This is a genomic window from Mycolicibacterium lacusdiani, assembly GCF_021916785.1.
Lineage (GTDB): Bacteria > Actinomycetota > Actinomycetes > Mycobacteriales > Mycobacteriaceae > Mycobacterium > Mycobacterium lacusdiani.
Window position 1 is genome coordinate 42254 of the sequence record NZ_JAKCFC010000006.1, and the last position, 18579, is coordinate 60832.

Below are 18579 nucleotides of genomic sequence, written 5' to 3' on the forward strand. Positions count from 1 at the left end.
CGCGTTCTGTCAGACTCCAGTCATGATCCAGGGCTTCTCCCACATCGGCATCTGCGTGACCGATCTCGATCGTTCGATCCGCTTCTACACCGACGTGTTCGGGTTCGCGCAGCTCTACCAACTCGACTTCAACGACAACGAGGTCGCCGCGACCATGGAGCAGGACGGCCGCTTCCGGTCCGCGATGCTGATCCGCGATGACATCCGGATCGAACTGCTGCAGTGGGTCGACGTCCCGACGACCGGGTCGGGGGAGCGCAAGCCGATGACCGAACTCGGCTTCACCCATCTCTCGTTCCGGGTGGAGGACGTCGATGGTCTGACCGACGCGATCGTCGCCGCGGGCGGGACGTTCGTGGAGTCGACGCGCACCGTGCTCGGTGACGTCGAGGACCCGACGTCGGGCCGGTTCATCTACCTGACCGATCCCGACGGCACCCGCATCGAGTTGATGCAGAACGTGCCCGACCTCTCCGGCATCAGCGCCGCTGACATCGCGGCGTCGACCTCCGGCTAGACCTTGCCGCCCGGGAACATCGTCTTGACGGCCTGGGTCATGTGCTCGCGCGCAGCAGCGGCGCCGGTGGGGTCCAGGGAGCCTATCGCGATCACGTAGCGGCGCTCGGGGCCGATCGCCCCGGTGGTCACGTGCAGTTGGTTGCCGCCGTTCCAGCAGCAGAACCAGCCTTGCTTGACCGCCACCTGCTCGGCGTACAGCCCCTCGGGGATGCCGAACCGCTGTGGATAGCCGTCGTTGCCCGTCGGTGTGGATTGTGCGAGATTGCCGATGATCACGTTCGTCTGCTCCGGAGGCAGCCCGCCTGCGCCGTCCAACAGCATGTCGTAGTAGCGGACGAGGTCGGCTGCGGTGCTCGTGGTGACGTCCCAGTGCCCGTTGGAGGGCGCCGTCGTTCCCCCCAACCCGTACCGGGCCTTGATGCGCGCGATGACGGCGTTCCCGCCGCTGCGGTCCCAGAAATTCTGCGCCGCACTGTCATCGGAGGAACGCAGCATGACGTCGAGTGACTTGCGGTCAGCCGGGGAGATGGTCGTCTTGCCCTCCGACTCCTGCAGCAGCAGGTCGTCGGCGATGAACAGCTTCACTACGGAGGCGATCGGGAACGGCCGGTTGGAGCCGTTGGAGACGACCTGGCCGGTAGTGCGGTCCATCACGGCGATCTCGAGGTCGGCCCCCGACCCGGCCGCGTCGGCCGTCGCTTGACGAACGCGGGCGTCGAGGCCCTCGAACGATGCCGGTGGGCCGGCGGGCGGGGCCTGGGGCGCCGCGGACTGTGGCGCCTGCGGGGCGGCGACTGGCGCTTGCGGCGCATTCGACGCGGCCGGCGGCGTACCCCAGACCTGCGCCTCACAACCGCTTGCTAGTAGCGCCGCCACGCAGACGATCGCCAAACTGGTCATCGCCGTTCCCGGCCGCCGCTGACGCATGAAACTCCTCCGAGCTGAAAACTGAACCAGGCTCAACGCTGCGCCCACTGATTACCCAGCGTAAACGCTTTGACGCACCAACCCCGGGGCGAGTTCCTTGCGCGGTGACCTTAGACGCGGTCGCCGAGCGTCGAGTTCAACAGCTCGTAGCGTCGTGGTGACCGGGCCTTGATGACGTAGGCGCCGATGACGCCGATGGCCAGCGAGGCAAACAGCATTGCGGTGAAGGAGATCTGCAGCCAGCCGCCGCCGCCGAGTAGCACGTCCATCCCCGTGACGGCATACCAGAGGAAGGGCATGAGACCGGCGATGCCGAGCAGCGGTGCGATGAACGTGTTCCATGGCCGCTTGTCGACGTCGGAGCGGCGGAAGAACACGAAGATGGAGATGCTGGCGATGGTCTGCAGCAGGATGATTCCCGCGGCGCCAACACCGGTCCACCAGGTGAACAGCGTGGTGTAGGGGTCGAGGCCCAGGATCGCGAAGATCGCGACGACCGCAGCCACCATGGCGATCTGGACGTAGCAGGCGATCGCGGGTGAGTGGCGGGTCGGGTGGGTGGTGCCCAGGCGTGACCAGATGACGCCCTGACGTCCCAGCGAGTACAGGTAGCGGGCCACGTTGTTGTGGAACGTGAGGATGGCCGCGAACAGGCTGGTGATCACCAGGAGTTGGAAGGCCTCTGTTCCCGCTCGGCCGAGAACGCTGTCGCTGACCGCGAAGACGAGATTGCCGCCCTCGGTCTCCGCGAGGCCGGCGACATTGCCCACGCCGACGGCGTTGACGATGAGGAAGGCGGTGACGGCGTAGAAGACTCCCATGAAGATCACCGACGCGTAGGTGGCGCGAGGCACCGTCCGCTTGGGGTCCTTGGCTTCCTCGCCGTAGATGGCGGTGCCCTCGAAGCCGATGAACGAGGCGTGGGCGAACATCAGGGCGACGCCGATGGCACCGGCGAACACCGCTGACGGAGCAAACGGTTCGAAGGAGTAGTCACTGATCGGCGTTGGCGAATTGAAGAGGATACCGACGTTCAGGATCAGGATGATCGCCGTCTCCAGCGTCAGGAGCACGGCCAGCACCCTGGCGCCGGCATGGATCTGCCTCACGCCGAGGAACAGCGCGGCTCCCATCGCGATGAAGGAGAACACCCACCACGGAACGTTGGTGCCACTGTGCCTGGAGACGAATTCCGCTGCGTAGTAGCCGAACCCGCCGATGACGCCCAGCTGGATGGCGTTGTAGGCGAAGATCGCCAGCGACGCAGATCCGAGCCCGAGCGGTCGGCCGAGCCCTCTGGTGATGAAGGCGTAGAAGGCCCCGGCGTTGGTGATGTGCTTGCTCATGGCGACGTAGCCGACTGCGAAGACCGTCAGCACCAGAGCGACCAGCACGAATGCTCCGGCGATGCCGATCCCGTTGCCCGCGCCGATGATGACCGGGAACAGTGCCACCACCACGGTCAGGGGCGCGGCCGCGGCGACGACGAAGAACACGATGCCGAGCACGCCAATCTGATTGCGCGCCAGACCCGTCGAACCGTCGGGTGAGTCCTTGGCGATGACCAGTGGCTTGGGTTCATCTTGATGGAGCATGGCGGTCCTTTTCGGTGAGGGTCAGCGACTGGTGTTGCTTCGGGCGGCGAACTTGACGACCTTGCGCAGTGCGGGGCTGGTCGCGACGGTGTAGCCGAGCTTCTTGCCCGTCTTGGTGCCCATCACCGTCTCCATGGCACGGTCCACGACACCAACTTTCGGCCCGGGACCGACGCGCGCAGCGGTGGGTGCAGCGGTGCCGTCGAGGTCGGCGATGACCACCTGGGCGGCGTTGTGCCCGTTGGCTCCCATCACACCGCCGCCCGGGTGAGTGCCCGACCCGCAGAGGTAGTAGTCGGCAACGGGGGTGCGATAGTCGGCCAGCTCGGGGGTCGGGCGGTTGTTGAAGAGCTGGTCGAAGAACATGGCTCCGTGGAAGATGTTGCCGCCCGTCAGGCCGTAATCGCGCTCGAGGTCCTTGGGGGTGATGATGACCCGCTCGAGGATGTGGCCGCGCAGGTTCGGGGCGTAGCGGAACAGCACCTCGAGCACGCGATCGGCCCACTCGTCGCGGATGGTGTCCCAGTCGGTGCCTGCCAGCTCGAACGGGAGCTGTTGCACGCCAAGGGTCATGGTGTGCTTGCCCACGGGCGCCAACGACGAGTCGTGGGTGGACTGGATGACGGCTTCGATCACGAAGTCGTCGGGGATCTCGCCGCGCCGCTCCGCCTCCCAGGCCCGCTCGAAGTTCTCGATCGAGGCGCCCATGATCGCCTGCGCCTGGTGCTGCGGCCCGAATTCACCTGCGGGAAAGCCGATGTAGTCGGGCAACTCGTCGATGAGCAGGTGGATGCGAGCCATTGAACCGCGGGCGTCGTAGTCTTCGAGCTTCGCCGTGAGTTTGGCATCGATGGCACCGGCGGGCAGGAGCTGCAGCATGGAGCGCTGCGGGTCGGCGTTGGAGATGACCGTGCGTGCGGAGATGATCTCGCCGCTGACCAATTCGACGCCGGACGCCCGACCCCGTTCGACGACGACCTTCCGGACTGGCGAGTTCAGCCGGATCTCGGTGCCGTGGGCCTCGGCGCTGCGGGCCATGGCCGCGGTGATGCCACCCATGCCGCCCTTGACGAAGCCCCACTGCCCGAGGGTGCCCTTGAACTCTCCGACGGAATGGTGCCCGTAGACGTAGCCGGTGCCCGGCGTCGACGGCCCGCCCCACACCGAGATCATCCCGAAGAAGGTGAAGAGGCCCTTAATGTGCTCGTTCTCGAAGTACCGGTCGAGCAGGTCCTTGGTGGACAGCAGCACCATCTCGTTGAACAGGTCTTCGGCGCCGGCGGCCTCGAACGCTGCGAGCACCTGCGAGCGGCTCGGCGCCGGAGACATCAGGAACGGCGTGAGGATGGAGGCGAACTTCTTCACGCGCAGACCGAAGTCCAGGAACGCGCCAGCGTCGGTCTTGGAGAACTTCTCGATCTCCTTGAGCGTCTTGTCCATGTCCTTCCAGACGAACAGATGGCTGCCGTCGGGGAAGATGCTGACCTCGTTGGCCTCGGTCTGATACATCTCCAGGCCGTACCGCTCCAGTTCGAGGTCGGCGATGATCTCGGGTCGCAGCAGGCTGGCGATGAACGCGCACGACGACCAGGTGGCACCGGGGATGAGTTCCTCACTGGTACAGGCGCCGCCGACGACGTCGCGGGCTTCGACGACGAGGACCTTCTTGCCGGCACGGGCGAGATATCCAGCGGTGATCAGGCCGTTGTGCCCGGCTCCGATGACGATCGCGTCGTAGGTGGTGGTGTTGGTCATCGAGATTCTCCAGGGACGAGGTGGGTGAAGTAGGTCCGTACGGTGGCCGGGTCGACGAGTTCGTCGAAGCCGTCGGTGACGGGCTTCATCGTCGGGTGGGTGTCGCGTAGCTCCTCCCACGCGGCCCAGTCGGTGACCTCCATGACCTCCAGGATGTCGGCGGGAGCCCCGTCGGGTGCTTCGTCGACTCGATAGGCGTCGAACCGCCGGACGACGTCGCCGTGGGCCAGGCACGTCGGCCGGTCGACTTCGGTGGAGAAGCGTTCGAAGTCCGCCGGATCCACGCCGGGCAGCATCGAGAACAGGTTGACCGCCACTACCGGGCGGTTGGTTGACGTCATCGCGGGGACTCCAACGTGGTTGTGAGAACGGGGTTTTGGTCAGGACTCGAGGTTGATCATGATGTGCTTGATCTCGGTGTACTCCTCGACGGAGTAGATCGACATGTCGTTGCCGTGGCCGGACTGCTTGAAGCCGCCGTGCGGCATCTCCGACACGATCGGCAGGTGGTCGTTGATCCATACTGTGCCGAATTGGAGCTTGCGGGCGGCGCGCATCGCGCGGCCCACGTCCCGGGTGAACACCGAAGCGGCCAAGCCGTATTCGACGTCGTTGGCCCAAGCGAAGGCCTGTGCCTCGTCGGTGAACCGGGTGGTGGTGACCACCGGGCCGAAGACTTCCCGCTGCACGATCTCGGAGTCTTGTTCGGCGTCGACGACCAGGGACGGCTTGTACCAGAAACCCGGGCCGGTACCGAGCCCGCCGACGGCGAGGGCGGCCGGTCCGGTGGAAGTGGCCCGGTCGACGAATCCTGCGACGCGGTCGCGTTGGCGTTCGGAGATCACCGGGCCCATTTCGGTGGACTCGAGTGTGGGGTCGCCCATGGCGACCTTCGAGACCGCGCGGGTGAGTTCGGTGACGAAGTCGTCGTAGATTCCGTCGGCGATGTACGCCCGCGAGGCGGCCATGCAGTCTTGCCCGGAGTTGCCGTAGCCGCCCTCGCAAATCTTGGTGATCGCCAGTTCGACGTCGCAATCGTCGAACACCAAAACCGGTGCCTTGCCGCCCAATTCGAGGTGCAGGCGCTTGAGGTTGTCGGCGCCGGCACGGGCGACGAGTTTGCCGGTGTTCGTGTCGCCGGTCAGCGAACTCATCCGTACCCGCGGGTGTGACGTCAGCGCGGCACCGACGGTGTCGCCGTGGCCGGTGACGACGTTGAAGACGCCGGGCGGGAAGAGGTCTGCCGCGAGTTCGGCCAATCGGAGCGTCGTCAGTGGGGTCTGCTCGCTGGGCTTGAGCACCAGCGTGTTTCCGGTCATCAAGGCCGGGCAGATCTTCCAGATCGCCATGACCAGTGGGAAGTTCCATGGTGCAACGCTGCCCACGACGCCGAGCGGATCGCGCCGAATGATGCTGGTGTGCGTGGGGGAGTACTCACCGGCGGCGCGGCCCTCGAGCACGCGGGCGGCGCCTGCGAAGAACCGCATGTTGTCCACGCCGAACGGGACTTCGTCGCGGGCCACCGCAATGGGCTTGCCGACGTTCTTGGACTCCAGCTGAGCGAATTCCTCGGCGTGGGCCTCCAGCCGGTCGGCCAGCTTCAGCAGCAGTTCCGCTCGTTTGCCTGGCGGTGTGGCGGCCCATGCGTCGAAGGCCTCCTCCGCTGCGGCGACGGCACGGTCTACGTCGGTAGCGTCACCCATGGGGACCGTCGCGATGCGTTCGTTGGTGGCCGGGTTGATGACTGCTTCCGTTGCACCGGTGGCGGCGGCGACGTGCTCGCCCGCGACGTACATGAGGTGGCCGTCTGCCATGTGAGGTAACTCCCGACTGGAACCGGCGACCTCTGTGGCCGTTCGTGTCCAAGTGTTGAACAGTTGACATGGAGGACTTAAGCACAGGCCAACGGAGTGCGCAAGACAACGGGGCGAACCCGTAGCGGGGCTGGGGTTGGAACCGCGCGGCGGAAAGCGGTGGCTAGCCGGCCGTGCGAACGGCCAGGATCTTGCGTACCTCGTCGCGATTCTCGGTGATGATCTCGGCGATCGTCGTGCGTGCCAGCTCGGGGTCGCGTGACGCGAACGCCGTCACGATCCGCTGATGCTCTTCTTCGAGGGCCGAGCCGCTCTCGTACTCGTGGTGGTCCAAGGACAGGATGAGCAGGAAGTACCGGAGGTCTCCGAGGAGTTCGTCGTAGAACTTGTTCAGCCGCGGACTGTTCATCAAGCCGACGATCGCGCGGTGAATGGCCAGGTCCTTCTCGACGATGGTGCGCGGATCCTCGGTCTTCATCGCCACTTTCAGGGCGTCCATCGCCTCGGTCAATGGCGTCAGGTCGGTGTCGTAGTTCACCGACGCGGCGGCGGCCGTCTCCAGGTGGAGTCGCGCTCGGTAGATGTCGAGGACTTCCTCGTCGGAGGGGTCCCAGACCGCCAGGCCGCGGTTGAAGACGTACCGGACCAGCCCCGTTCCCTGCAGGAGTCGCACGGCTTCGCGAACCGTGTTGCGCGAGATCTTCAGTTGATCGGCGATGACGCTCTCCCGGATGCGCTCACCGGGCTTGAGTTCTCCCTCGAGGATCATGTCCATCAGGCCATCGGCGATCTGCTGCGCACTGCTGCGCCCGACTATCTGGATGCGATCGGCCACGGACATGGTGGCAGCGTACAACTGTTCCACAACGCGTATGGCTGACATGCTCCGAAGGACCCGCGTCTGGACTCGGACTGCCCTAGTGTTCTACAGTTCGCCTAGCTCGACAGCGCGCACCGTCAGCCGGCGCGTGCTCCCCGATCGCAAAGGATTAGGTCCGCCGATGCCGAACGCCGCCCACGACTGCGCCGCCGCGCAGCGCTGCTCCACGCGGTTGGGGCCGATGCAGGAGCCGACGCCGTGACGGCCAGTTCGGATCTCCTTGCGCAGATCGCTCAGGAGAGCGCACTGGAGGCCGGCGGCCAGGCGTTCCCCGAGCATCGGGTCGCCGCCGAACTCCGCAGGCACTATCACCTGACGGGGCGATTGGAACGCATCCCCACCGAGAAGGACGACACGTTCCGTCTGGTCACCAACGGCGATCGATTCCTCGTCAAGATCGCCCCGGCGTCGGAGAGCGCGGAGATCGTCAATCTGCAATCCTCGGTCATGCTGCACCTGGAGGACGCCCCTGCGCCGATCCCCGCCCAGCGGTTGATTCGCGGGGTGCATGGCCAGGTCGAGACCACCGTCGTCGATCCCGACGGCAACGACCGCATCATGCGGGTGCTGAGCTATCTGAAGGGCAGTCTTCTGGCCACCGTCAGGCCGACGCCCTCCCAGTTCGCCGGAGTCGGTGCGATGCTGGCCCGGCTCGATTGCGCGCTGGGGGAGTTCCGGCATCCGGATGACTCCCGGCTGCTGATCTGGGATCTGAAGAATTTCTCCCATACCAGGCCACTGCTGCAGTGGGTCGTCGACCGCGACGACGTGGCGATGGCCACCTGGGTGTTCGATCGATTCGACGCGCTCGTCGCACCCAGGATCAACGATCTGGACACCCAAATGATTCACGGTGACTTCAGCCCCTTCAACGTCGTCGTCGATCCGGCGTCCGAAGGATTCGTTACGGGAATAATCGATTTCGGCGACGTGGTGCGGAGCCCCACCGTGTTCGACCTCAGCGTCGCGGTGGCGAACCAGATCGGCGCCGACGAACGGCGACCGTGGGCCAGTGCGCTCGACATCGTGCGCGGCTACCGGGCGCAGCGACCGCTGACCGACGGTGAGGCGGCCCTGCTCGCCATCACCGGTCCTGCGCGACTCCTGTTGCGCGCCTTGGTCTACGGATGGCGATCGAGCACGCACGCACACACCCGAGACTATGGACTGTCGCACTCTGCGCTCGACTGGACCAGACTGCGCTGCGCGCTGTCGGTCACCACGTCCACCGTCGAAGCCATGATTGCCACCACCACCGACCCACTGCGTCCGAACGAAGGGAACCGAACGTGACCAAGGGCTTCACGCTCAAGGCGTCCGAACCGATGGTGAACGGCTTCGACCCGTCCGACATCGAACGGTTGCCGCCCCGGACGCGTCAGCAGGTCGGTGACCGGGAACGGCTCCTGGGGCCCGGTTACCGACTGTTCTACGAGGAACCGGTCGAGATCGTCCGCGGCGCGGGCACGCTGCTTTACGACGCCGACGGCAATGACTATCTCGACGTCTACAACAACGTCACGAGCGTCGGCCACTGCCATCCCTACGTGGTCGAGGCGATCCACCGACAACTTACGACTCTTAACACCAACACCCGCTACCTGCAGCAGTCGATCCTCGCCTATAGCGAGCAGTTCCTGGGCACCATGCCAGACGAACTCGGGCACGTCATGTTCACCTGCACCGGCTCGGAGGCCAACGATCTCGCAATGCGAGTGGCCCGCTACTACACCGGGAACCAGGGCGTCATCGTTACCTCCGGCGCCTACCACGGGCTCACGGCCGACGTGTCGTCGTTCTCGCCGTCGTTGGGGGTCGGCGTCCCACTGGGGCCACACGTACGCACGATCACCGCACCCGACCGGCTACGGCATGGCGGTGACGACGACCTGGTCGCCACCATGGTTCGCGAGATGCGGGAGGCGATCGCCGATCTGCAGCGCCATGGTTTCGGGATCGCGGCATTCATCGCCGACACGATCTTCTCCTCCGACGGCATATACGCCGATCCCGCGGGGTTCCTGCAGCCGGTCGTCGACGCAGTCCACGAGGCCGGCGGCCTGTTCATCGCCGACGAGGTCCAACCGGGTTTCGGGCGTACCGGACGGCACTGGTGGGGCTTCCAACGACACGGTCTGGTGCCCGATATCATGACCACCGGCAAGCCGATGGGCAATGGGATCCCCATCGCCGCGGCCGCCTTCCGCCCGGAGCTGCTCGTCGAGTTCGGCCGCAACATCCGCTACTTCAACACCTTCGGTGGGAACTCGGTATCGATTGCAGCGGCGCAGGCAGTCCTCGACGTCATCAATGACGAAGGACTGATCGGCAACGCCGAGAAGGTCGGCAACTACATCCAGTCGGAGATCGCCTCGCTGGCAGGCAAGTACGAGCAGATCGCCGAGGTACGCGGCGCCGGGTTGTTCGTCGGTGTGGACGTCGTGACCGACCGTGACTCTCACACTCCCGATGGGGAGGCGACGCTGCGAGTGGTCAACCACATGCGCAGACGCCGGGTTCTGCTGTCCGCGTCAGGGCCACGGGGGAGCGTGCTCAAGATCCGCCCGCCGCTACCCTTCTCGATCGAGGACGCGGACCGCATGCTGGAGAACTTGGCGGTCGTCCTCGACGAGGAGCTTCATTGAGCGGCGCCGAGATCGTCGGGCTGCTCGCCGCCAGCGGAGTGGAGATCGACGACGGCAGTAGACGGCTCGCCGAGTACAGCTACGACGCATCGAACTACCGCGTCCCACCGCTGGCCGTCGCGTTCCCCCGCGACGCCGGCGAAGTCGGCCGCATCGTGGCGGCCTGCCACCGCGCGGGCGTGCCCATCGTGGCGCGAGGGGGTGGAACGTCGATGGCGGGCAACGCGATCGGCGGCGGAGTTGTAATCGACATGTCGCGATACATGAATGGCATCGTGTCGATCGACGCCGCGAGCCGGACCGTCGTCGTCGAGCCGGGGGTCGTCCTCGCCGATCTCACCGAGGCGGTCCAGCACGCCACGGGCAACCTGCTGACGTTCGCGCCGGACCCCTCGAGTAGGAACCGCGCGACCGTCGGAGGGTCGATCGGCAACGACGCATGTGGCAACCACTCCGTCCGCCATGGCCGCACCGGCGATCACGTGCAGTCCCTCGACGTCGTCCTCGCCGACGGAACTCGGCTGACTGCCACCCAGACCGCGCTACGCGCCACCGATCCCGAGGACGAGGTCGCCGCCGGGCGGGCCGCAGCGCTCTCCGCCGGCCTCCAAGCCCTTGCCACCGACTACATGTCTGTGTTCCGTCTCGAATTGGGTCGCATACCCCGGCAGGTCTCGGGCTTCCATCTGGCGAACCTGTTGCCGGAGAACGGCTTCAACGTTGCGCGGGCACTCGTCGGCAGTGAGGGAACGTGCGCGATCGTCGTGGGTGCCACCATGCGGCTGGTCGACGTGCCGTCGTCGGCGCTGCTGCTGATCGTGGCCTACGACGACATCGTGGACGCCGCAAGGGACGTCATGACCATCCTGCGGTACTCGCCCGCCGCAGTGGAGGGCATCGACGAGCAGATCGTGGCGACCATGAAGGTGCGGCGCGGCGCGGACTCCGTGGCCGACTTGCCCACCGGCCGCGCCTGGCTCTACGTCGACCTCGACGGAGACGACGAAGCGGCCGTCGCCGCGCAGGCGGAGCAGCTCCGAGGTGACCTCGAGGCCAACGGGCGAGCGCTGGACTGCCGCGAAGTCCGCGACCCCACTGAGCGAAAGAAGCTATGGCGCGTTCGCGAGGACGGGGCAGGACTGTCGTCCCGGCTGGAACTGGCCGACGGATCCAGCGTCACCTCTTGGCCGGGCTGGGAGGACTCGGCGGTCGCCCCGGAGCGCCTCGCCGACTACCTTGCCGACTTCCGGCTTCTGCTCGAGCAGCACCACCTCGTCGGCGTGATGTACGGCCACTTCGGGGCCGGCTGCATGCACATCCGGATTACCTTCGACCAGCGAACTACACGGGGCCGCAACGTGATGTCGACGTTCCTCACCGCGGCCGCACGTCTGGTGGTCGAGCACGGTGGGACCCTGTCGGGAGAACACGGCGACGGCAGGGCCCGCTCAGCGCTGCTGTCGGAGATGTACTCCCCGACCATCATGGCGGCCTTCGCGAGCTTCAAGCGCCTGTTCGACCCCGCAGGTGTCCTCAATCCCGGCGTGATCGTCGATCCGGCGTCGGTGACCGAGCAACTGGCGCTCGCGGACATTCCGGCGTTGCCGTGGCAGACGACGTTCGTACTGCACGACGCCAATGCCTCAGAACACGGGGCCTTCGCCGACGCCGTCCAGCGCTGCATTGGTGTGGGCCGGTGCCGCTCGCACGGCAGCGGCGTGATGTGTCCCAGCTTCCGGGCGACCGGGGACGAGAAGGACTCCACTCGCGGTCGCGCCCGCGTGCTGCAGGACATGATTCGTTCAGCGCCCACCGTGGAGCAGGGGTGGGCATCCGAGGACGTGCGCGAGGCACTGGACCTGTGCCTGTCGTGCAAGGCGTGTGCGACCGACTGCCCGACCGGTGTGGACATGGCCACCTACAAGGCCGAGTTCTTCGACCACTACTACCGCGGGCGAATCCGCCCGCTGGCGCACTATTCGCTGGGCTGGCTCCCGCGCTGGCTGGCGGTGACGACACGGATCGCACCGGTCGTCAACGGGGTGCTCGCCAGTCCGCTGCGAGGGATCGCACTGCGTCTGGGCGGCTTGACCAATGAGCGGCCCCTGCCGCGCTTCGCGTCGAAGCGCCGACTCCGCCGCGAGCTGAAGCCCCACCGCAGGGGGGGTGGCGACGTGGTGCTCGTGGTGGATTCCTTCACCAAGGGCTTCCGGCCCGAGGTCGCCGGGGCAGCGCTGCGCGTCGTCGAGGACGCCGGACACCGTGCCGAGGTGCGCACAGACGTCTGTTGCGGCTTGACCTGGATCTCGACCGGGCAATTGCGGCAGGCGCGAAAGCGGTTGCTCCGTGCGGCATCTGCCCTCGACGACGGCTCGGACCGCCCGATCGTCGTCACCGAGCCGAGCTGCGCGGCAGCTCTGCGCAAGGATCTGCCGGAACTCGTCGACACGCCTGCAGCGCACCGGGTGGCTCGACGCGTCCGCAGCTTCGCCGAACAGGTCAGCGCTCAACGTGACGGCGGCTGGACTCCAAGTGCGGCGCTGCCTTCGTCGGTCACCGTGCAGACTCACTGTCACGAGTACTCCGTGTTCGGCGCGGCAACGCAACTCCGTGCGCTCGAGGCGGTTGGCATCGAGAACGTCCGCGAGGCAACGGGGTGCTGCGGCGTGGCCGGGAACTTCGGCTTCGAGCGCGAACACTATGACGTCAGCATGGCCGTCGCCGAGCAGGCGCTCGCGCCGGCGCTGCGGGCCGACCCCGACGCCGTCGTGCTCACCGACGGGTTCAGCTGCCACATGCAGGCCCGGCAACTCACCGACCATCACGCGCCGAGTGCGTCCCTGCACCTCGCGCAGATCCTTGATCCCGCTACCCGACAGGAGTCTTCCCGATGACCGCAACGACCGCCCGTGTCGACTCGGCTCAGCCTGCCATCGCCTCGATACCCACCGGACTCCTCATCGGAGGGCAGTGGCAAGACGCCGTCGGCGGACGCGTCTTCGACGTCGAGAACCCAGCCACGGGTGAGGTGCTGGCATCCGTCGCCGACGCCTCCCCGACCGACGGGGACGACGCGTTGGCGGCTGCGGTCGCGGCACAGAGTTCGTGGGCCCGCACCGCGCCGAGGCGCCGCAGTGAGATCCTGCGCCGCGCCTACGAATTGGTGATGGAGCGCCAAGACTGGCTGGCCGAGGTGATGACGTCGGAGATGGGCAAGCCATTCGCCGAGGCGAGGGGTGAGGTGGCCTACGCCGCGGAGTTCCTGCGGTGGTTCTCCGAAGAGGCCGTCCGCGTCTCGGGTGACCACACCACCACCGGGGACGGAGCGAATCGGATCATCGTGACCCGCGAACCCGTCGGCCCCTGCGTGCTCATCACCCCGTGGAACTTCCCACTTGCCATGGGGACGCGCAAGATCGCACCCGCGGTCGCCGCCGGATGCACCATGGTGCTCAAGCCGGCACCGCAGACTCCGTTGAGTTCGTCGGCCTTGGCTGCGATCCTGCAGGAGAGCGGCCTGCCCGACGGCGTCCTCAACGTCGTCAACACCACCGACGCGGCAACCGTGGTGGGCCGCTGGATGGCCAGTGGCAAGGCCCGCAAGGTGAGTTTCACCGGCTCGACCGGCGTCGGCAAGATCCTGCTGCGACAGGCCGCCGAGACGGTGATGCGTTCGTCGATGGAATTGGGCGGGAACGCGCCGTTCATCGTCTGCGCGGACGCCGACGTCGACACGGCCGTGGACGGTGCCATGGCAGCCAAGATGCGCAACATGGGCGAGGCGTGCACGGCGGCCAATCGCATGTACGTGCACCGCGACGTCGCCGCTGAGTTCTCCGAGCGGCTCGCGGCTCGGATGGCGGCGCTGAAGGTCGGCAATGGACTCGACGACGGGACCGACGTGGGGCCGCTGATCGACTCGGCAGGACGCGCGAAGGTGCAGCGGCTCGTCGACGACGCGTTGGCACGCGGCGCAACGGCACTCACGGGCGGACGACTGCCCGACGGACCGGGCTACTTCTATCCGCCGACCGTCCTGGCGGACGTGTCCGAGGAATCCGACGTCATGACGACCGAGGTCTTCGGGCCCGTGGCCCCGATCATTCCCTTCGACGACGAAGACGACGTCATCAAGCGCGCCAACGACACCGACTGGGGTCTGGTGGGTTACCTGTTCACCCAGGACGTCGACCGGGCGTTCGACCTGAGCGAGCGTCTCGAAGTGGGCATGGTGGGCGTGAACACTGGAGTGGTGTCGAATCCCGCCGCACCGTTCGGTGGGGTGAAGCAGTCCGGGCTGGGACGCGAGGGCGGCAAGGTCGGCATCGACGAGTTCCTCGAATACAAGTACCTCGCGGTGCCGCGCCGCCAAGGCCGCTGATGGCTAGGCGCTCGTGACCGTCGACGACGAGCCGACGATCAGCGAGTGGACGGAGTCGACGTACGCCGAGGTGTTGACGATGCTGTCGGCCAACCCTCGGCAAGCGGGGATCGTGCTGATCGGCGTCGATGGACGCAGCGGCTCCGGAAAGTCTACGTTTGCAGCGCAATTGGCCAGGACACGCGAGCGCGTCGCGGTAGTCCACACCGACGACATCGCCTGGCATCACTCGTTCTTCGACTGGCACGAACTCTTGGTCGACGGCGTGTTGTCGCCGTTGCGTCGTGACGGACCGCCGGTTCGCTACCGGCCGCCGGCGTGGGAAGCGCGCGACAGGGCAGGCTGCGTCGAGATACCGGCTGACGCGGAAGTGGTACTCGTCGAAGGCGTCGGCGCGTGCCGCAGGGAACTCGAGCCGTGGTTCGATGCGACGGTGTGGGTGCAGTCCGACCCACACCTTGCCTACCGCCGCGTCGTCGCCCGAGGTGACGATCCCATCGAGTTCGTCGACGAGTGGACGGCCCAGGAGATTCCCTTCCTCGCGGACGATCGGCCATGGGCGCGAGCGACGGTGATCGCATCGGGGGACACGCCGTCGTTCACCGACGACGGCGATCAACCGATGCCGTACTGCGCGATCTTCCGGTAGAGCGTTGCCCTGCTCATGCCGAGTTCGCGGGCGGCGGCGGCCATCGTCTGTCCTTCTACGCCGAGCACCCGTGCGATCTCGCCGCGCTCGAAGGCCTCGATGCGCGACAGGTGACGGGTATTGCCCGCCAACACTTCTGACGGCAGGTTGCCGATGTCGATGGAATCGGCGCGACCCGCCGCGCGCGTGATCACGGCAGTCAGCTCCGCCACGTTGCCCGGCCAGTCGTGGTTGCGCAACGCCCTGCCCGCGCCTGGATGGATGTCGACGTCGCGTCCCCGCACGCGGCGGGCGACGTGGTGCGCCAGCGGCAAGACGTCCTCGGGTCGCTCGCGTAGTGGTGCGACGTCGACGACCGTGTGAACCAGGCCGGCCAGCGCCGGCGGAATGTCGGCGAACCGTTCGGCGGTGATCGCGAACGGCACCGTTGCGGTGTCACGGCTACGCAGCACCAGGTCGCGCATGCGTTCGGCCACCCAGGTCGGCAACATGTCGACCGAACGCACGATGACTGCGGTGTGGGACTTGCCGAGTTCTGGTGCCCACAGCCCGAGCCAGGTCTGCACGTCGCTGGGCGCAGGTGCTGCGGCCGACAGGATGCGGTCGCGTGGATACGCGTGCCGCGCTGCCTGCGCCAAAGCCGTCGCGCGTCCGGAACCGCGCTCGCCGACGGCAGCCACGATGCCGCCCGCCGCCATCCCGACCTCCGCGCGGCGCACCGCGCCGTTCCAGGCGTCGGACAGCTCGTGCAGCGTGCCCGACCCGGGTTCGAGCCGAGGCACCTCCACGCGGAACACCTGGCCCCGCGGGGTCGGTCGGCTGGTCCTTCCGGTGGTGCGAGCCAGCATTAGCGCCGTCGTCGTGCTCGCCGCCGACCGGGCGAGGGCCAGGAGCAGATCGCTCGACGACCGCGACCACGTGGTCAGGTTGACGCTGCCCTCCAGCCGGCCAGACTCCGGGTCCAGCACAGGTACGGCAGCGCAGGTGAACGTGCACAGGCTCTGCGAGTAGTGCTGCTCGGCGCGGACCAGCGTCGGCACCCGGTCGGCCAGCGCCAGACCGAGGCCGTTGGTGCCGACTTCACGCTCCGAATAGGCGAAACCAGGGGCGAGGTGCACGTCGTCGAGCGCCTTGAGCAAGCTGCGGTCACCCGACAGCCGAGACAGGACCACGCCGTCGGCGTCGGTCAGCATCATGCTCACCGGCTCGTTGGCGAGCGTGCGGTGCAGGTCGGCGAGGACCTGGTTGCCGCACTCGTAGAACAGTGAGCCCAGGTCGTCGGTACCGGTGAACACCGGCTCCACCATCTCCGGCGAGATGCCGTAGTCCTCGCTGCGCTGCCAAGAGGCCAGCAGCCGGCCCGGGACGCCGCCGTGGCCGTCGACGCCTGCGATCCGCTGCTGTTCCCGGTGCACGACCACCCGGTCCTGGGCGTCAGCTCCCATGCCGAACCTCCTGTGGCCCACGTTACAAAGCGTGCCAGGAGACGGCGGCCGATTCACCACCTCGAGCGTCTCAGATTGAGACGCTCGGCCCCTCGGTATGGGCTCCGCACGCTCGTAGGCTCGGCTCGCAGCCTGTGACAGCCGTCACAATCCGGGCCCCGCACGCCTTCATCGAACGAGGACAGAGCATGTACCGCAAGGACGACACCACCTACTTCATCGTCGACGCCCACGTAGCCCTCTGGGACGCTCGGCCCGAGAACCAGCGCAACGTCCACGGCAAGCAGTTCATCGACTGCTTCTACGACTACCACCGCAACCTGTCACCGGAGTCCGAGGTGTGGGACTACGACGACTACCTGTACCAAGGCGGTGACCGGTTGATGAAGGACCTGTTTACCGACGGCTACGTAGACCACGCCATCTTCCAGCCGGCGCACCTCGGCGAGTTCTACTACAAGGGCTTCGGGCAGGCCGACGAGGCGTCTGAACTCGCCGCCAAGCACCCCGACAAGCTGACCTACAACCACCACTTCGATCCGCGCAACGGCGAGGTGGGCCTCGACCAGTTGCGCATCGACGCGGAGCGGTTCGGCCTGAAGGGCGTGAAGCTGTACACCGCCGAGTGGCACGGCGAGTCGCGGGGGTGGAAGCTCGACGACCCCTGGGCGTACCGCTACTTCGAGGCCTGTCGCGAGCTGGGCATCCGCAACATCCACGTCCACAAGGGCCCGACCATCCGCCCGCTGGACCGCGACGCGTTCGACGTGGCGGACATCGATCACGTGGCGTCGGACTTCACGGACCTGAACTTCATCGTCGAGCACTGCGGCCTGCCCCGACTGGAGGACTTCTGCTGGATTGCCACCCAGGAGCCGAACGTCCACGCCGGCCTTGCCGTGGCGATGCCGTTCATCCACACCCGACCCAAGTACTTCGGCCAGATCATGGGCGAGCTGCTCTATTGGATCGGTGAAGACCGCATCCAGTTCTCGTCGGACTACGCGATCTGGACGCCGCGCTGGCTGATCGAGGCATTCGTCGACTTCCAGATCCCGGACGAGCTGTCCGAGTACGCCCCCATCACCGCCGAACAGAAGAAGAAGATCCTCGGCCTCAACGCGGCCAAGATGTACGACATCCCGGTGCCCGCGGAGTTGTGGCTGCCCGACGCCGACGAGACCGCCGTCGGGCCGCGTGGCGCCGACGACCTGGTGGGTGCCTGATGGACCGACGCGACTCCGTCCTTCGTGCGATCGACGCCGTCATCGACCCCGAACTCGACGAGCCGATCACCGAGCTGGGGTTCGTGCACACGGTCGACGTCACCGCCGATGGTGACGTGACGGTCCATCTCCGGCTGCCGACGCCGTTCTGTTCGCCGAACTTCGCCTACCTGATGGCATCGGACTCCAAGGACGTTCTCACGGCACTGGACTGGACCCGCCGCGTCACCGTCGAACTCGACGACCACCACGACTCGGCGATCATCAACGCCGGGCTGGCGGCCGACGCCGGATACCGCGGCACGTTCCGGCACGAAGCGGAGGACTCGCTCGACGAACTCCGGGAGACGTTCCGCCGCAAGGCGCACACCGCTGCGATGGAACGCTGCCTGACCGCCCTGCTGCGCGCCGACCGAACCAGGACCGAGGAGTCGATCGGCTCGGTGCGCCTTGGCGACCTGCCCGACGATCATGCGACCACATCGCTGCTCAAACGGCGCGCCGGCATCGGATTGTCCACCGGCCCGCATGAATTGGTGATGGTCGACCATCACGGCAACGGCTACCCGCCAGACACGGTGCCGATGGCGCTCCGCCGGGCGCGATCGACGCGAATCTCCATCGACGGCAACGCGCACTTCTGCCGAGGGTTACTGCGCACCCGCTATACCGACGGCGGAAGCGAAACCATCACCGCGACCGAACCCAAACTCACCCTCGTAGGAAGGAATGCACAGCGATGA

15 protein-coding genes are annotated in these 18579 nt (G+C 66.8%); 8 read left to right on the plus strand and 7 right to left on the minus strand.

Annotation, left to right across the window (positions count from 1 at the left end):
* Positions 1–22 precede the first annotated feature (22 nt).
* Entirely contained in the window at positions 23–517 is a 495-nt protein-coding gene (locus LOK44_RS18575; protein WP_237571590.1) for a VOC family protein, read from the plus strand.
* On the opposite strand, the gene LOK44_RS18580 is transcribed toward LOK44_RS18575, so the two are convergent.
* The 6 genes from LOK44_RS18580 to LOK44_RS18605 all read right to left on the minus strand — a co-directional run bounded on the left by LOK44_RS18580 (position 514) and on the right by LOK44_RS18605 (position 7451).
* Complete coding sequence (locus tag LOK44_RS18580) at positions 514–1446, minus strand: serine hydrolase (RefSeq protein ID WP_237571591.1); 933 nt, start codon at positions 1444–1446, stop codon at positions 514–516. The genes LOK44_RS18575 and LOK44_RS18580 overlap by 4 nt on opposite strands.
* A gap of 110 nt (positions 1447–1556) precedes the next feature.
* Positions 1557–3041 carry an APC family permease gene (locus LOK44_RS18585; protein ID WP_237571592.1) on the minus strand — a complete coding sequence of 495 codons (1485 nt, stop codon included), beginning with the start codon at positions 3039–3041 and terminating at the stop codon, positions 1557–1559.
* 21 nt (positions 3042–3062) lie between these two features.
* The gene (locus tag LOK44_RS18590) at positions 3063–4796 is read right to left on the minus strand and encodes a phytoene desaturase family protein (protein ID WP_237571593.1); all 1734 of its coding nucleotides are present in this window, start codon (positions 4794–4796) and stop codon (positions 3063–3065) included.
* Positions 4793–5137, minus strand: coding sequence for a RedY/HapK family protein (locus LOK44_RS18595; protein ID WP_237571594.1), 345 nt, complete (start codon positions 5135–5137; stop codon positions 4793–4795). The genes LOK44_RS18590 and LOK44_RS18595 overlap by 4 nt, the downstream gene beginning before the upstream one ends.
* Before the next feature lie 39 nt (positions 5138–5176).
* Positions 5177–6610 carry a gamma-aminobutyraldehyde dehydrogenase gene (locus LOK44_RS18600; RefSeq protein ID WP_237571595.1) on the minus strand — a complete coding sequence of 478 codons (1434 nt, stop codon included), beginning with the start codon at positions 6608–6610 and terminating at the stop codon, positions 5177–5179.
* A gap of 163 nt (positions 6611–6773) precedes the next feature.
* The gene (locus LOK44_RS18605) at positions 6774–7451 is read right to left on the minus strand and encodes a GntR family transcriptional regulator (RefSeq protein ID WP_237571596.1); all 678 of its coding nucleotides are present in this window, start codon (positions 7449–7451) and stop codon (positions 6774–6776) included.
* Positions 7452–7688: 237 nt separating this feature from the next.
* On the opposite strand from LOK44_RS18605, the gene LOK44_RS18610 reads away from it, so the two are divergent.
* From LOK44_RS18610 to LOK44_RS18630, 5 genes are read left to right on the plus strand one after another with little or no spacing between them, the layout of a single operon-like run.
* On the plus strand, positions 7689–8783 hold the full coding sequence (locus LOK44_RS18610) for a phosphotransferase (RefSeq protein ID WP_237571597.1): 1095 nt from the start codon (positions 7689–7691) through the stop codon (positions 8781–8783).
* Between the two features lie 32 nt (positions 8784–8815).
* Positions 8816–10135 (plus strand): aspartate aminotransferase family protein, encoded by a 1320-nt coding sequence (locus LOK44_RS18615; RefSeq protein ID WP_249783806.1) that lies wholly within the window; start codon positions 8816–8818, stop codon positions 10133–10135.
* A complete protein-coding gene (locus LOK44_RS18620) occupies positions 10132–13029 on the plus strand; it encodes an FAD-binding and (Fe-S)-binding domain-containing protein (protein WP_237571599.1) in 2898 nt (965 codons plus the stop codon). The genes LOK44_RS18615 and LOK44_RS18620 overlap by 4 nt, the downstream gene beginning before the upstream one ends.
* Complete coding sequence (locus tag LOK44_RS18625) at positions 13026–14516, plus strand: NAD-dependent succinate-semialdehyde dehydrogenase (RefSeq protein WP_237571600.1); 1491 nt, start codon at positions 13026–13028, stop codon at positions 14514–14516. The genes LOK44_RS18620 and LOK44_RS18625 overlap by 4 nt, the downstream gene beginning before the upstream one ends.
* Before the next feature lie 13 nt (positions 14517–14529).
* Positions 14530–15165 carry a uridine kinase family protein gene (locus tag LOK44_RS18630; protein ID WP_237571601.1) on the plus strand — a complete coding sequence of 212 codons (636 nt, stop codon included), beginning with the start codon at positions 14530–14532 and terminating at the stop codon, positions 15163–15165.
* Here LOK44_RS18630 and LOK44_RS18635 read toward each other — a convergent pair.
* Positions 15132–16610: an AAA-type ATPase lid domain-containing protein gene (locus LOK44_RS18635; RefSeq protein ID WP_237571602.1), complete on the minus strand. Its 1479-nt coding sequence runs from the start codon at positions 16608–16610 to the stop codon at positions 15132–15134. The two genes, LOK44_RS18630 and LOK44_RS18635, sit on opposite strands and share 34 nt — an antisense overlap.
* A 188-nt stretch (positions 16611–16798) precedes the next feature.
* On the opposite strand from LOK44_RS18635, the gene LOK44_RS18640 reads away from it, so the two are divergent.
* Positions 16799–17836, plus strand: coding sequence for an amidohydrolase family protein (locus tag LOK44_RS18640; protein WP_237571603.1), 1038 nt, complete (start codon positions 16799–16801; stop codon positions 17834–17836).
* On the plus strand, positions 17836–18579 hold the full coding sequence (locus tag LOK44_RS18645) for an iron-sulfur cluster assembly protein (protein ID WP_237571604.1): 744 nt from the start codon (positions 17836–17838) through the stop codon (positions 18577–18579). Before LOK44_RS18640 ends, LOK44_RS18645 begins: the two co-directional genes overlap by 1 nt.